The 13,969-nt window shown below is 50.9% G+C and carries 16 protein-coding genes; all 16 read right to left on the bottom strand.

Annotated elements, in window-relative coordinates; genetic code table 11:
* Positions 1–171: 171 nt before the first annotated feature.
* On the bottom strand, positions 172–438 hold the full coding sequence (gene rpsQ, locus ACYVJG_RS00375) for a 30S ribosomal protein S17 (RefSeq protein ID WP_022652687.1): 267 nt from the start codon (positions 436–438) through the stop codon (positions 172–174).
* Position 439: 1 nt separating this feature from the next.
* The gene (gene rpmC, locus ACYVJG_RS00370) at positions 440–628 is read right to left on the bottom strand and encodes a 50S ribosomal protein L29 (protein ID WP_022652688.1); all 189 of its coding nucleotides are present in this window, start codon (positions 626–628) and stop codon (positions 440–442) included.
* Entirely contained in the window at positions 628–1,044 is a 417-nt protein-coding gene (gene rplP / locus ACYVJG_RS00365; RefSeq protein ID WP_460429285.1) for a 50S ribosomal protein L16, read from the bottom strand. Before rplP ends, rpmC begins: the two co-directional genes overlap by 1 nt.
* Positions 1,028–1,729, bottom strand: a complete 702-nt coding sequence (gene rpsC / locus ACYVJG_RS00360) for a 30S ribosomal protein S3 (RefSeq protein WP_022652690.1) — start codon at positions 1,727–1,729, stop codon at positions 1,028–1,030. Before rpsC ends, rplP begins: the two co-directional genes overlap by 17 nt.
* Before the next feature lie 10 nt (positions 1,730–1,739).
* Positions 1,740–2,069, bottom strand: a complete 330-nt coding sequence (gene rplV / locus ACYVJG_RS00355; protein ID WP_460429284.1) for a 50S ribosomal protein L22 — start codon at positions 2,067–2,069, stop codon at positions 1,740–1,742.
* Positions 2,070–2,078: 9 nt separating this feature from the next.
* A complete protein-coding gene (gene rpsS / locus ACYVJG_RS00350; protein ID WP_022652692.1) occupies positions 2,079–2,354 on the bottom strand; it encodes a 30S ribosomal protein S19 in 276 nt (91 codons plus the stop codon).
* Between the two features lie 6 nt (positions 2,355–2,360).
* The gene (gene rplB, locus ACYVJG_RS00345; protein WP_022652693.1) at positions 2,361–3,194 is read right to left on the bottom strand and encodes a 50S ribosomal protein L2; all 834 of its coding nucleotides are present in this window, start codon (positions 3,192–3,194) and stop codon (positions 2,361–2,363) included.
* An 11-nt stretch (positions 3,195–3,205) separates the two neighbouring features.
* Positions 3,206–3,502, bottom strand: a complete 297-nt coding sequence (gene rplW, locus ACYVJG_RS00340; protein WP_460429283.1) for a 50S ribosomal protein L23 — start codon at positions 3,500–3,502, stop codon at positions 3,206–3,208.
* Complete coding sequence (rplD, locus tag ACYVJG_RS00335) at positions 3,499–4,119, bottom strand: 50S ribosomal protein L4 (protein ID WP_022652695.1); 621 nt, start codon at positions 4,117–4,119, stop codon at positions 3,499–3,501. The genes rplW and rplD overlap by 4 nt, the downstream gene beginning before the upstream one ends.
* On the bottom strand, positions 4,119–4,766 hold the full coding sequence (gene rplC, locus ACYVJG_RS00330; RefSeq protein WP_022652696.1) for a 50S ribosomal protein L3: 648 nt from the start codon (positions 4,764–4,766) through the stop codon (positions 4,119–4,121). Before rplC ends, rplD begins: the two co-directional genes overlap by 1 nt.
* A gap of 142 nt (positions 4,767–4,908) precedes the next feature.
* On the bottom strand, positions 4,909–5,220 hold the full coding sequence (gene rpsJ, locus ACYVJG_RS00325; protein ID WP_022652697.1) for a 30S ribosomal protein S10: 312 nt from the start codon (positions 5,218–5,220) through the stop codon (positions 4,909–4,911).
* 14 nt (positions 5,221–5,234) lie between these two features.
* The gene (gene tuf / locus ACYVJG_RS00320; protein ID WP_460429277.1) at positions 5,235–6,425 is read right to left on the bottom strand and encodes an elongation factor Tu; all 1,191 of its coding nucleotides are present in this window, start codon (positions 6,423–6,425) and stop codon (positions 5,235–5,237) included.
* A 68-nt stretch (positions 6,426–6,493) separates the two neighbouring features.
* Positions 6,494–8,587 carry an elongation factor G gene (fusA, locus tag ACYVJG_RS00315; RefSeq protein WP_460429282.1) on the bottom strand — a complete coding sequence of 698 codons (2,094 nt, stop codon included), beginning with the start codon at positions 8,585–8,587 and terminating at the stop codon, positions 6,494–6,496.
* Positions 8,588–8,617: 30 nt separating this feature from the next.
* Positions 8,618–9,088, bottom strand: a complete 471-nt coding sequence (gene rpsG / locus ACYVJG_RS00310) for a 30S ribosomal protein S7 (protein WP_022654462.1) — start codon at positions 9,086–9,088, stop codon at positions 8,618–8,620.
* Between the two features lie 111 nt (positions 9,089–9,199).
* Entirely contained in the window at positions 9,200–9,574 is a 375-nt protein-coding gene (gene rpsL, locus ACYVJG_RS00305) for a 30S ribosomal protein S12 (RefSeq protein WP_022654463.1), read from the bottom strand.
* A gap of 147 nt (positions 9,575–9,721) precedes the next feature.
* Positions 9,722–13,912: a DNA-directed RNA polymerase subunit beta' gene (rpoC, locus tag ACYVJG_RS00300; RefSeq protein WP_460429281.1), complete on the bottom strand. Its 4,191-nt coding sequence runs from the start codon at positions 13,910–13,912 to the stop codon at positions 9,722–9,724.
* Positions 13,913–13,969 lie beyond the last annotated feature (57 nt).

The following is a 13,969-nucleotide window of genomic DNA, read 5'->3' as shown; positions in this document are numbered from 1 at the left end:
AATCCGCCAAAACTCTACCCTTCAGATAGAGCAAACGCCGCACATTAGGTGCGGCGCACATCGAGCGGCCAGTTTTGGAACCCGTCAGGGCAAGAATTGCCGGCTTTATCGGCCGGCAATCACAAAGAAGCAGCATTATACAAAAGGGCGAACCCTTATGCAAGCTACAAATTATACCTGACGAGCTTTTTCTACTAGCGCGCTGACTTTCCACGTCTTGGTACGGGACAATGGGCGGCATTCGGAAATCACCACCACATCACCGATACCATACTCATTGTTTTCGTCATGAGCGTGGAACTTTTTGGATTTCCGAATCACCTTGCCGTAGAGCGGGTGTTTTACCTTACGCTCAACCAAGACAACCACGGTTTTGTCCATTTTGTCGCTAACCACTTTACCGGTCAGCGAACGGACGACTTTGCTGCTTTCGCTCATATCAGGCTGCCTTTTCGTGGAGAACGGTACGGATGCGGGCGATATCGCGACGCACTTTTTTCAGCTCGCTGGTTTTGGACAGCTGCTGAGTCGCCAATTGCATACGAAGGCTGAACTGAGCTTTGAGCAGGCTGATGATTTCAGCTTGCAGCTCTTCAACCGACTTAGCACGCAGTTCGGATGCTTTCATTATTGACCTACCTGTCTGGTGACAAATACCGTCTGAATCGGCAGCTTGGCAGCAGCAAGACGGAATGCTTCACGGGCCAGTTCTTCACCAACCCCTTCCATTTCGTACAACACCTTACCGGGCTGAATTTCGGCAACCCAGTATTCTGGCGAACCTTTACCGTTACCCATACGGACTTCAGCTGGTTTGCTGGAGATAGGCTTATCTGGGAAAATACGGATCCAGATACGACCACCCCGTTTGATGTGACGAGTCATCGCACGACGAGCAGCTTCGATTTGGCGAGCTGTCAAACGACCACGGCCAATTGCTTTCAGACCGTATTCACCAAAGCTCACTTTGTTACCGCGCGTTGCGATACCGGTATTGCGGCCCTTTTGGACCTTACGGTATTTGAGTCTAGTTGGCTGCAGCATTACGTCCTGCCTTTCGTGCTTTCTTCTCAGGCTGAGCCGGCTCGGCGGCGACTTGACCTGGTTTTACGTCACCCTTGTACACCCACACTTTGATGCCGATTACACCGTAGGTGGTGTGAGCTTCGCTTGTCGCGTAGTCCACATCAGCACGCAGGGTATGCAGAGGCACACGGCCTTCGCGGTACCATTCGGTACGGGCAATTTCAATCCCGTTCAGACGACCGGAAGACATGATCTTAATGCCTTGTGCGCCCAAACGCATTGCGTTTTGCATGGCACGTTTCATGGCACGGCGGAACATCACACGCTTTTCCAACTGAGCCGCGATACCATCAGCAATGATTTGCGCGTCTAACTCAGGTTTGCGGATTTCTTCGATGTTGACATGAACTGGCACGCCCATACGGGTTTGCAGTTCTTTGCGCAACAATTCGATGTCTTCGCCTTTTTTACCGATCACGATACCAGGACGGGCACTGTGAATGGTGATACGTGCGCTTTTAGCAGGACGCTCAATCACGACGCGGCTTACCGATGCGTGTTTGAGTTTTTGCTTCAAGAAATCACGTACTTCAATATCAGCCTTCAGCATGGTTGCGAAATTTTGGCTGTTCGCAAACCACTTGGAAGACCAGTTTTTGTTCAGCGCGAGGCGGAAGCCACGCGGATCAATCTTCTGTCCCATGATCTACCCCTTAGTTGCCCACAAACAGCGTGATGTGGCAGGTTTGCTTTTCAATGCGGTTACCACGGCCTTTTGCGCGTGCAGAGAAGCGCTTCAAGCTCGGGCCCTTGTCCACATACACCGTAGCAACTTTCAGAGTATCGATGTCTGCGCCTTCATTGTGCTCGGCGTTGGCAATAGCCGACTCCAGCACTTTTTTCAGCAACTCGGCACTCTTTTTCGGCGAGAACGTCAGGATGTTCAATGCCTGTTCAACGGATTTACCGCGAATCAGGTCGGCCACAAGGCGTGCTTTTTGTGCAGACACGCGGGCATTTTTCAAAACAGCGGAAACTTTCATCGCGACACCTTAACGTTTCGCCTTCTTATCGGCCGCGTGGCCTTTGAAGGTACGAGTCAGCGAAAATTCGCCCAGTTTGTGACCAACCATGTTTTCAGTCACATACACCGGCACATGAGTCTTACCGTTGTGAACGGCAATAGTCAGACCAACAAATTCCGGCAGAATGGTCGAACGGCGGGACCAAGTTTTAACAGGGCGCTTGTCATTGGTCTGGCGCACCGCTTCAACTTTCTTGATCAGATGCGCGTCAACGAACGGGCCTTTTTTCAGGGAACGTGCCATGTTCAATTACCCTTTATTCGAATAGCGACGGCGCACGATCATGTTGTTCGTACGCTTGTTGCGGCGAGTACGGTAACCCTTAGTTGGAGTACCCCATGGGCTGACAGGATCACGACCTGCAGCTGTTTTACCCTCACCACCACCATGTGGGTGATCGATTGGGTTCATCACCACACCACGGACGGTTGGGCGGATACCGCGCCAACGGTTAGCACCGGCCTTACCAATTTTACGCAGGCTGTGTTCTTCGTTGCCAACTTCACCGATGGTTGCACGGCAATCAACGTGAACTTTACGAATCTCGCCAGAGCGTAAACGCAACTGAGCGTAAGAGCCTTCGCGAGCCAACAACTGAACAGCAGCACCAGCGGAACGGGCCAATTGGGCACCTTTACCAGGCTGCATTTCGATGCAGTGAATGGTAGAACCGACTGGAATGTTGCGGATAGGCAAGCAGTTACCTGCTTTGATCGGTGCTTCAGAACCGTTGAACAGCTCAGCACCAACTTTCACGCCTTTAGGGGCAATGATGTAGCGACGCTCGCCGTCGGCATAGCACAATAATGCGATATGCGCGGTACGGTTTGGATCGTATTCAATACGCTCAACTTTAGCAGCGATACCATCCTTGTTGCGACGGAAGTCAACAACGCGGTAGTGATGCTTGTGGCCACCACCCTTATGACGGGTAGTGATGTGACCGTTGTTGTTACGGCCAGCATTCTGGATTTGTTTTTCCAGCAACGGAGCATAGGGACGGCCTTTGTAGAGGTCAGGATTGACCACTTTAACAACGGCACGACGCCCAGGCGATGTTGGTTTAACTTTCACTAAAGCCATGGTCTATCTCCTCACTCTGCGGCAGTAAAGTCGATTTCTTGACCCGGCTTCAGGCTAACATACGCCTTTTTCCAGTCACTACGACGACCAGTAAAACGACCAAAGCGTTTTACCTTGCCTTTGACATTCAAGACCTGAACACCTTCAACTTCTACCTTGAACAACAGTTCAACCGCAGCTTTGATTTCAGGTTTAGTGGCGTCTTTCACCACTTTGAATACAACTTGCTGATCCTGATCTGCCACGCGAGTGCTTTTCTCGGAAATCACTGGGGCAAGGATCACTTGCATCAGACGTTCTTGATTCATGCCCACTGCTCCTCGAGCTGCTTCACCGCATCACGGGTCATCACGATCTTATTGAAGCGGACTAAGCTGTATGGATCGGTTTGTTGAGCTTCGATAACCAGCACATTGACCAAGTTACGCGATGCCAGATACAGATTCTCGTCCAGCTCTTTAGTAATCACCAAAACTTGTTCCAGACCAAGGGATTTCACTTTGGCTGCGAACTCTTTGGTTTTTGGCGTTTCAACAGTGAAATCGTCAATGATCACCAAACGCTCATCACGCACCAATTGCGACAAAATAGTCGCCATACCAGCGCGGAACATTTTACGGTTGATTTTTTGTGCAAAGTTTTCATCTGGGCTAGATGGGAAAACTTTACCACCACCACGCCACAGAGGGCTGGAAGCCATACCAGCACGCGCACGGCCGGTGCCTTTTTGGCGCCATGGTTTGCGGGTGGATTTTGCAACTTCGCTGCGGCCTTTTTGAGCACGGTTACCGCTACGGGCATTTGCCAAGTAAGCAGTAACGAGCTGATGAACCAACGCTTCGTTATATTCACGACCGAACAGGGCGTCGGACGCTTGCAGGCTTTCAACTGCCTGACCTTGCTGATTGATAACTTTCAGTTCCATCACGCACCTGCCTTCACTGCCGGACGTACCACCACATCGCTTTGTTTGGAGCCAGGCACAGCGCCTTTAACCAAAATCAGCTGACGTTCTACATCGATACGCACGATTTCCAGATTTTGCACGGTACGCTTCACGTTACCGTACTGACCTGCCATGCGCTTACCGGGGAACACACGGCCTGGGTCTTGAGCTTGACCGATAGAACCAGGAGCACGGGTGGTCACGGAGTTACCGTGAGAAGCGCGGTTGGAAGAGAAGTTGTGGCGTTTGATCGCGCCAGAGAAACCTTTACCTTGGCTGGTACCGGTCACGTCAACTTTTTGGCCAACTTCGAACAATTCGACAGTCAGGGAGTCACCAACTTTGAGCTCAGCCAATTTTGCTGCTTCAACAGCAAACTCGGTCAAACCACGGCCAGCTTCTACGCCTGCTTTGGCAAAATGACCAGCTTCAGGCTTAGAGACACGGCTGGCTTTTTTGCTGCCGTAGGTCACTTGCACTGCGCTGTAGCCATCGGTTTCTGGCGTTTTGATTTGCGTGACGCGGTTGGCAGACATGTCAAGCACTGTTACTGGAACGGATGCACCGTCATCAGCAAAAATGCGTGTCATGCCGACCTTGCGACCGACAAGACCTAAACTACGCATAGTTATTTCCTTCAAGAGGTGCCGGTTGCGATTGACCGGCAAAACAAAAGCGGACTCTCTGTTCAAGAGAGCCCGCGAATCTAACATATAAGCACGTGATACCGCAAGAAAAACTTAAGATATCACGCAAATTTATGTTGGATTACTGCAGTTTGATTTCCACATCCACACCGGCGGGAAGATCCAGTTTCATCAAAGCATCAACTGTTTTGTCAGTTGGATCGATGATGTCCATCAAGCGCAGGTGAGTGCGGATTTCCAATTGGTCACGAGAAGTTTTGTTCACGTGAGGGGAACGCAGCACATCGAAACGCTCGATTTTTGTTGGCAGAGGAACGGGACCCTTGACCACAGCACCCGTACGCTTAGCCGTATCAACGATTTCCTGAGCCGAGCGATCGATCAATTGGTAATCAAAAGCCTTGAGGCGGATGCGGATCTTTTGGTTTTGCATGATAGTCGCGTCCCTTATTGAATGATCTTGGCAACGACACCGGCGCCGACGGTACGACCGCCTTCACGGATAGCGAAACGCAGACCCTCTTCCATAGCGATAGGGGCGATCAATTCAACAGTGATAGACACGTTATCACCAGGCATCACCATTTCCACGCCTTCGGACAAGCTAACAGCGCCAGTCACGTCGGTGGTACGGAAATAGAACTGTGGGCGGTAGTTAGCAAAGAATGGGGTGTGACGACCACCTTCTTCTTTGGACAACACGTACACTTCAGCGGTGAACTTGGTGTGTGGGGTGATAGAACCTGGCTTAGCCAACACTTGGCCACGCTCAACGTCTTCACGCTTGGTACCACGCAACAGCACGCCCACGTTGTCACCCGCTTGACCTTGATCCAGCAATTTGCGGAACATTTCCACGCCGGTACAAGTGGTTTTGGTGGTGGCTTTCAGACCCACGATTTCGATTTCTTCGCCGACTTTCACCACGCCACGCTCAACACGGCCAGTCACCACGGTACCACGACCGGAGATGGAGAACACGTCTTCGATTGGCAACAAGAATGGCTTGTCGATTGCGCGCTCTGGTGTTGGGATGTAGCTGTCTAATGCGTCAGCCAGACGGAAAATAGCAGGTTCGCCGATGTCGGACTGGTCGCCTTCGAGGGCTTTCAGTGCCGAACCTTTCACGATTGGAGTGTCATCACCTGGGAAATCGTAGGAAGACAGCAGATCGCGCACTTCCATTTCCACCAGTTCCAACAGCTCTTCATCGTCAACCATGTCGCACTTGTTCAGGAACACGATCACGTAAGGCACGCCCACTTGGCGAGCTAACAGGATGTGTTCGCGAGTTTGTGGCATAGGACCGTCAGCAGCGGAACACACCAAGATCGCGCCGTCCATCTGCGCTGCACCGGTAATCATGTTCTTCACATAGTCAGCGTGACCTGGGCAGTCAACGTGAGCGTAGTGACGGGTCTCGGTTTCGTATTCGACGTGAGCGGTGTTGATGGTAATGCCGCGTGCTTTTTCTTCGGGAGCGCTGTCGATCTGGTCGTAGCCTTTGGCTTCACCGCCGAATTTTTTCGACAAGATAGTGGTGATTGCAGCGGTCAGCGTGGTTTTACCGTGGTCAACGTGGCCAATGGTACCTACGTTAACGTGGGGCTTGGTACGTTCAAACTTTTCTTTTGCCATTTCGCAAAATCCTTCAAAAGAGCGATATTAGAAATGGGCCAGCCTGATGCTGGCCCGTAAAGTGCGACTTATTTTTTGCTGTTGATCACGGCTTCAGCAACATTACGCGGTGCTTCTGCGTAGTGTTTGAATTCCATCGAGTAGGTTGCACGACCTTGGGTCGCAGAACGCAAGTCGGTGGAGTAACCGAACATTTCAGCCAGCGGGACTTCAGCGCGGATTTTCTTGATACCCAAGCCGTCGTCGTCCATACCTTGGACGATACCACGGCGACGGTTCAAGTCACCCATCACATCACCCATGTATTCTTCTGGGGTTTCAACTTCCACAGCCATCATTGGCTCGAGCAACACAGGGCTGGCTTTACGCATCGCGTCTTTGAAGGCCATCGAACCGGCCAATTCAAACGCAATTTGCGAAGAGTCAACATCGTGGTACGAACCGAAGATCAGGCGAACGCGAACGTCCACCACAGGGAAGCCGGCCAAAATACCGTTGCTCAGTGTGTTCTGGATACCTTTGTCGACAGAAGGAATGAATTCGCGAGGAATCACACCACCCTTGATTTCGTCAACAAACTCGTAACCACCACCTTCGCCGGTTGGCTCCAGTTTGATCACAACGTGACCATACTGACCCTTACCACCAGACTGTTTAACGTGTTTACCTTCTTGCTCCACCGAGTTGCGGATGGTTTCGCGGTATGCCACTTGTGGTGCACCCACGTTGGCCTCTACACCAAACTCACGCTTCATCCGGTCAACAATAATCTCGAGGTGCAATTCACCCATACCCGAGATAATAGTTTGACCTGATTCTTCGTCGGTACGAACGCGGAAGGAAGGATCTTCTTTTGCCAGACGGTTGAGCGCCACACCCATTTTTTCTTGGTCGGCTTTTGTTTTTGGCTCAACAGCAACGTGAATCACTGGCTCTGGGAATTCCATGCGCTCTAACACGATTGGGGAATCGATGTCACACAGGGTTTCACCTGTGGTCACATCTTTCAAACCAATCGCAGCAGCGATATCACCGGCACGAACTTCGTCCAGTTCGATACGATCGTTAGCATGCATTTGCACGATACGACCGATACGTTCTTTCTTGTTTTTCACCGAGTTCAACACGGTGTCGCCAGATTTCACCATACCGGAGTAAACACGGAAGAAGGTGAGCTGACCAACATACGGGTCATTCATCAGTTTGAAAGCCAAGGAAGAGAATTTCTCTTCATCACTTGCTTCGCGAGTCGCAGCTTGACCATCGACTTCACCAGCAACAGGTGGAATGTCAACTGGGGATGGCAGCAATTCGATCACGGCATCCAACATACGTTGTACGCCTTTGTTCTTAAAGGCAGTACCACACAGCATAGGCTGGATTTCGCAGTTGATGGTACGAGTGCGCAAGCCTTGGATGATTTCCTGTTCGGACAGTTCACCACCTTCCAAGTACTTGTTCATCATGTCTTCGCTGGCTTCAGCAGCCGCTTCGATCATGTTTTCGCGCCATTTTTGTGCAGTTTCAACCAGATCTGCAGGGATGTCAGCGTATTCGAACTTCATGCCTTGAGAGGCTTCGTCCCAAATAATCGCTTTCATTTTCAGCAGGTCAACCACGCCTTGGAAGTGCTCTTCTGCACCGATAGGCACAACAACAGGCACAGGGTTGGCACGCAAACGAGCACGCATTTGTTCAACCACGCGGAAGAAGTTGGCACCTTGACGGTCCATCTTGTTCACGAAAGCTAAACGAGGCACTTTGTATTTGGTTGCCTGACGCCATACGGTTTCGGACTGTGGCTGAACACCGCCCACCGCACAATACACCATCACAGCACCGTCCAACACGCGCATAGAACGCTCCACCTCAACGGTGAAGTCAACGTGTCCGGGGGTGTCAATGATGTTAAAGCGATGCTCGGGGTACTGCAGCCCCATCCCTTTCCAGAAGGTGGTCACAGCAGCAGAGGTAATGGTAATACCACGCTCCTGCTCTTGTTCCATCCAGTCGGTCGTTGCAGCACCGTCGTGAACTTCACCTAATTTGTGGTTCACACCGGTATAGAACAGGATACGCTCGGTAGTGGTGGTCTTACCGGCATCAATGTGAGCGGAGATACCGATGTTGCGGTAACGCTCGATAGGGGTTTTTCTAGCCACAGCCAAAACCTTTTCAGCAAATAAAGAAGATTAGAAGCGATAGTGCGAGAAGGCTTTGTTCGCTTCAGCCATACGGTGGACTTCTTCACGCTTTTTCATTGCGCCGCCACGACCTTCTGCCGCATCCAACAGCTCACCAGCCAGACGTAAAGCCATCGATTTTTCACCGCGCTTGCGGGCAGACTCACGCAACCAGCGCATAGCTAAAGCGAGACGACGGGACGGACGGACTTCAACTGGAACCTGATAGTTGGCACCACCGACACGACGGCTTTTCACTTCAACTACCGGTTTGACGTTACCGATCGCAGTGCTGAACACTTCGATTGGGTTTTTACCGGATTTTTTCTCGACTTGTTCCAAAGCGCCATAAACGATGCGTTCTGCAACGGATTTTTTACCGTCCATCATCACCACGTTCATGAACTTGGTCAGTTCTTGGCTACCGAATTTTGGATCCGGCAACACTTCGCGCTTAGGCACTTCTCTACGTCTTGGCATATTAACCTCTAAAAAACAGTTCAGTTGAGCGAAAAATTCGCTCGCGACCCTCAACCTAAATGGGAGTGGCCACTTACTCGACGGTGTAACGACCGCCGCGATAATTCAATCTTACTTCTTAGGACGCTTAGCACCGTATTTGGAGCGAGACTGTTTACGGTCTTTCACGCCAGCGGTATCCAAGGAACCACGAACGGTGTGGTAACGCACACCTGGTAAGTCTTTCACACGACCACCGCGAATCAGCACCACACTGTGCTCTTGCAGGTTGTGACCTTCACCACCGATGTAGCTGGTCACTTCAAAACCGTTGGTCAAGCGGACACGGCACACTTTACGCAAGGCAGAGTTTGGTTTTTTCGGGGTTGTGGTGTAAACACGAGTACAAACACCGCGTTTTTGTGGGCAGGCTTCGAGGGCCGGCACCTTGCTAGCTTCACGCACAGGCGTGCGAGGCTTACGAACAAGCTGGTTAATCGTTGGCATTACAGGTTCCTAAACTATCAATTCGTGACCAAAAAAGTCACGGTAAAAAGACGCCGGATTATAGGGGAAGCCCCCGAACACCGTCAACGCAAAAACACGAGCTGATTCAAGCATTAATCTTGTTTCAGCTCGTGCCATGCGTTTGGATTAAGGGTTTATGCCCCCTGCTTCGGCTAAATCAGCAGGGTTTGCCTGCTTTCCGAGCGCCGCTGCCGCACTATTGCGACGGCGGTTATTGTGATATGCCAAGCCTGTTCCGGCAGGAATCAAGCGACCGACAATCACGTTTTCTTTCAAACCACGCAACTCATCACGTTTGCCCATGATAGCTGCTTCGGTCAAGACCCGTGTGGTTTCTTGGAACGAAGCCGCCGAGATAAACGAATCGGTGGACAAGGAGGCTTTAGTAATCCCTAACAATACGTTTTCATATTGTGCAGGCAACAGGCCTTGTTTATCCATTTCATCATTGGCAATCAACACTTCGGCGCGTTCAACTTGTTCGCCTTGGATGAAGTGCGTATTACCGGAGTCGGTGATCACCACACGACGCAACATCTGGCGAATAATCACTTCGATGTGCTTGTCGTTAATTTTCACGCCTTGTAAGCGATACACTTCTTGCACTTCTTGCACAATGTAACGTGCCAAGGCTTCGATACCTTGCAGACGCAAAATGTCATGCGGATCGACTGGACCGTCAACGATCAGTTCACCACGGTTCACCACCTGACCATCATGTACTAGGACATGTTTTTCTTTTGGAATCAGGGTCTCAACCGTATTGCTATCCAGATCGGTAATAATCAGACGTTGTTTGCCTTTGGTGTCTTTACCAAACGAAACCGTACCGGTCACCTCGGCTAACATACCAGCATCTTTTGGCGAACGTGCTTCAAACAATTCGGCCACCCGTGGCAGACCACCGGTAATGTCACGTGTTTTGGACGATTCTTGTGGAATACGCGCCAACACATCACCTTTACCTACATCTTGTCCATCACGAACGGTGATAATCGCGCCAACTTGGAAGGTGATATTCACTGGCGCTTCGCTGCCAGCCAATTTCACTTCATTACCAAATTCGTCGATCAGTTTCACCTGTGGACGCAAGACCTTGTTAGCTGCTGTCGCACGGCGTTTCGGATCGATCACCACCAATGTGGATAGACCCGTCACATCATCGATCTGTTTAGCAACGGTCACGCCTTCTTCGATATTTTCGAATTTCACGCGACCAGCATATTCGGTGATAATTGGGCGGGTATGAGGATCCCATGTTGCCAACACCACACCGGCTTTGATGGCTTCGCCATCTTTCACCATCAGTGTCGCGCCGTATGGCACTTTATGGCGTTCGCGTTCACGACCCATTTCATCATGAATCACCACTTCACCCGAACGTGCAATCACTACACATTCATCTTTGGCAGTGGTCACATAACGCATGGCAGACGAGAAACGTACCACACCGCTGGACTTACATTCCACTTGGCTTGCCGAAGCCGCACGCGAGGCCGCACCACCGATGTGGAAGGTACGCATGGTCAACTGAGTACCTGGTTCACCAATTGACTGTGCAGCAATCACACCCACTGCTTCGCCAACGTTAACACGCTGACCACGACCTAAATCACGGCCATAGCATTTCGCACACAAACCATAGCGCGTGCCGCACGTGATCGGGCTACGCACTTTCACTTCATCGATACCCAACTCATCGATACGATCAACAGCGGCTTCATCTAACAATGACCCCGCTTCGAAGACGGTTTCACCGGTAGCAGGATCGATCACTTCAGTCGCAGTCACACGGCCTAAGATACGATCACGCAAGGCTTCGATCACATCACCACCTTGCAACACCGCCTTCATGACAAAGCCGTTGTTGGTACCGCAGTTTTCTTCAATCACCACCAGATCTTGTGTCACATCCACCAAACGACGGGTCAGATAACCCGAGTTTGCTGTTTTCAACGCAGTATCAGCCAGACCCTTACGCGCACCGTGAGTGGAGATAAAGTATTGGAGAACGGTCAAACCTTCGCGGAAGTTAGACGTAATTGGCGTTTCGATAATTGAGCCATCTGGCTTCGCCATCAGGCCCCGCATACCCGCCAACTGACGAATCTGCGCCACCGAACCCCGCGCCCCCGAGTCGGCCATCATATAAATCGAGTTAAACGATTCTTGATCGACTTCTTGGCCTTGGCGGTCGATGGTTTTCTGTTTCGACAGCTCTTCCATCATCGCTTTGGCAACTTGGTCACCACAACGACCCCAAATATCCACCACTTTGTTATAGCGTTCGCCTTGCGTCACCAAACCTTGGCGATATTGCTCTTCAATTTCTTTCACTTCCATTTGTGCAGAATGCAGCAAGGTTTGTTTCTTGCTTGGCACCAACATATCATCCACACAAATCGACAAACCACCACGAGTCGAATAAGCAAAACCGGTGTACATCAGCTGATCGGCAAAAATCACCGTATCGCGCAAACCGCAACGGCGGAACGAAGCGTTGATGAGTTTAGAAATTTCTTTCTTTTTCAACGCCTTATTGATGTATTCGAAGCCCAAGCCCTTTGGCAGAATATCCGACAGCAAAGCACGACCAACGGTGGTTTCATGACGCTTCATCACCGGTTGGAAGTCACCATGCTCATCTTTTTCCCATTCACGCAAACGAACGGTGATACGGGTACCGAGTTCGACTTGACGGGTTTCGTAGGCACGATGCACCTCGGCCACATCAGAGAACAACATGCCTTCGCCGTTACCATTGATTTTGTCACGGGTCAGATAGTACAGACCCAACACAATATCCTGCGACGGTACAATGATTGGTTCGCCGTTAGCTGGCGACAATACGTTGTTCGACGACAGCATCAGGGTGCGGGCTTCCATTTGTGCCTCTAACGAGAGCGGCACGTGGACAGCCATTTGGTCACCGTCAAAGTCGGCGTTAAAGGCAGTACACACCAATGGATGCAACTGAATCGCCTTACCTTCAATCAGGGTCGGTTCAAAAGCTTGAATACCCAAGCGGTGCAAGGTTGGTGCACGGTTCAGCAACACCGGATGCTCACGAATGACTTCCTCGAGAATATCCCAAACCTCTGGCACTTCCTGTTCAACCAGTTTCTTGGCCGCTTTGATGGTAGAAGCCATTCCCAATACTTCCAACTTGTGGAAGATAAAGGGCTTGAACAGTTCCAAGGCCATTTTCTTCGGCAAACCGCACTGATGCAGACGCAGGGTTGGGCCAACGGTAATCACGGAACGACCGGAGTAGTCAACGCGTTTACCCAACAGGTTTTGACGGAAACGACCGCCTTTACCTTTAATCATGTCTGCCAACGACTTCAGCGGACGCTTGTTAGCACCAGTCATCGCTTTACCGCGACGGCCGTTATCGAGCAACGAATCCACCGATTCTTGCAACATGCGTTTTTCGTTACGCACGATGATTTCTGGCGCTTTCAGCTCCAGCAAACGCTTCAGACGGTTGTTACGGTTGATAACGCGGCGATACAAGTCGTTCAAATCGGAAGTTGCAAAGCGGCCACCATCCAACGGCACCAATGGGCGCAGTTCGGGTGGTAGGACTGGCAAGACTTCCATCACCATCCATTCTGGTTTGATGCCAGAACGTTGGAAGGCCTCGAGCACTTTTAAGCGCTTGGCGATTTTCTTGATTTTGGTCTCAGAACCGGTGGCTTGCAATTCTGCGCGCAGGGTTTCGATTTCGCTGGCTAAATCCATATTGCGCAGCAATTCGCGAATCCCTTCGGCGCCCATCAGAGCCACGAATTCATCACCGTGTTCTTCGTACTTGTCGAAGTAATCTTCTTCAGACAACAGTTGTTTGCGGCTCAAAGAAGTTAAGCCGGGTTCAACCACGACATAACCTTCGAAGTACAACACCCGTTCAATGTCGCGCAAAGTCATATCCAGCACCATGCCTAAGCGAGAAGGCAAGGATTTTAAGAACCAGATATGTGCAACAGGAGAAGCCAGTTCAATGTGCCCCATGCGCTCGCGGCGCACTTTAGACAAGGTGACTTCAACACCACATTTTTCACAAATCACACCACGGTGTTTCAGGCGTTTGTATTTACCGCATAAACATTCGTAGTCTTTTGTTGGACCAAAAATACGTGCGCAAAACAAGCCATCGCGTTCGGGCTTGAATGTACGGTAGTTGATGGTCTCTGGCTTTTTAACTTCACCATAAGACCAAGAACGAATTTTCTCGGGCGAGGCAACGCCGATTTTAATGGCGTCGAATTCCTCTTCTTGAGACACCTGCTTGAATAGATCGAGCAAAGCTTTCATGTCATCTCCGGTGAGGAGCGAGGCGTGAGGCGCGGGGTGGAAACCACCCCTCCCCTC

Source organism: Aquaspirillum soli (assembly GCF_054781915.1).
Note: the sequence above shows the minus strand (reverse complement) of the source record. Positions and strands in the feature narration are given on the sequence as shown.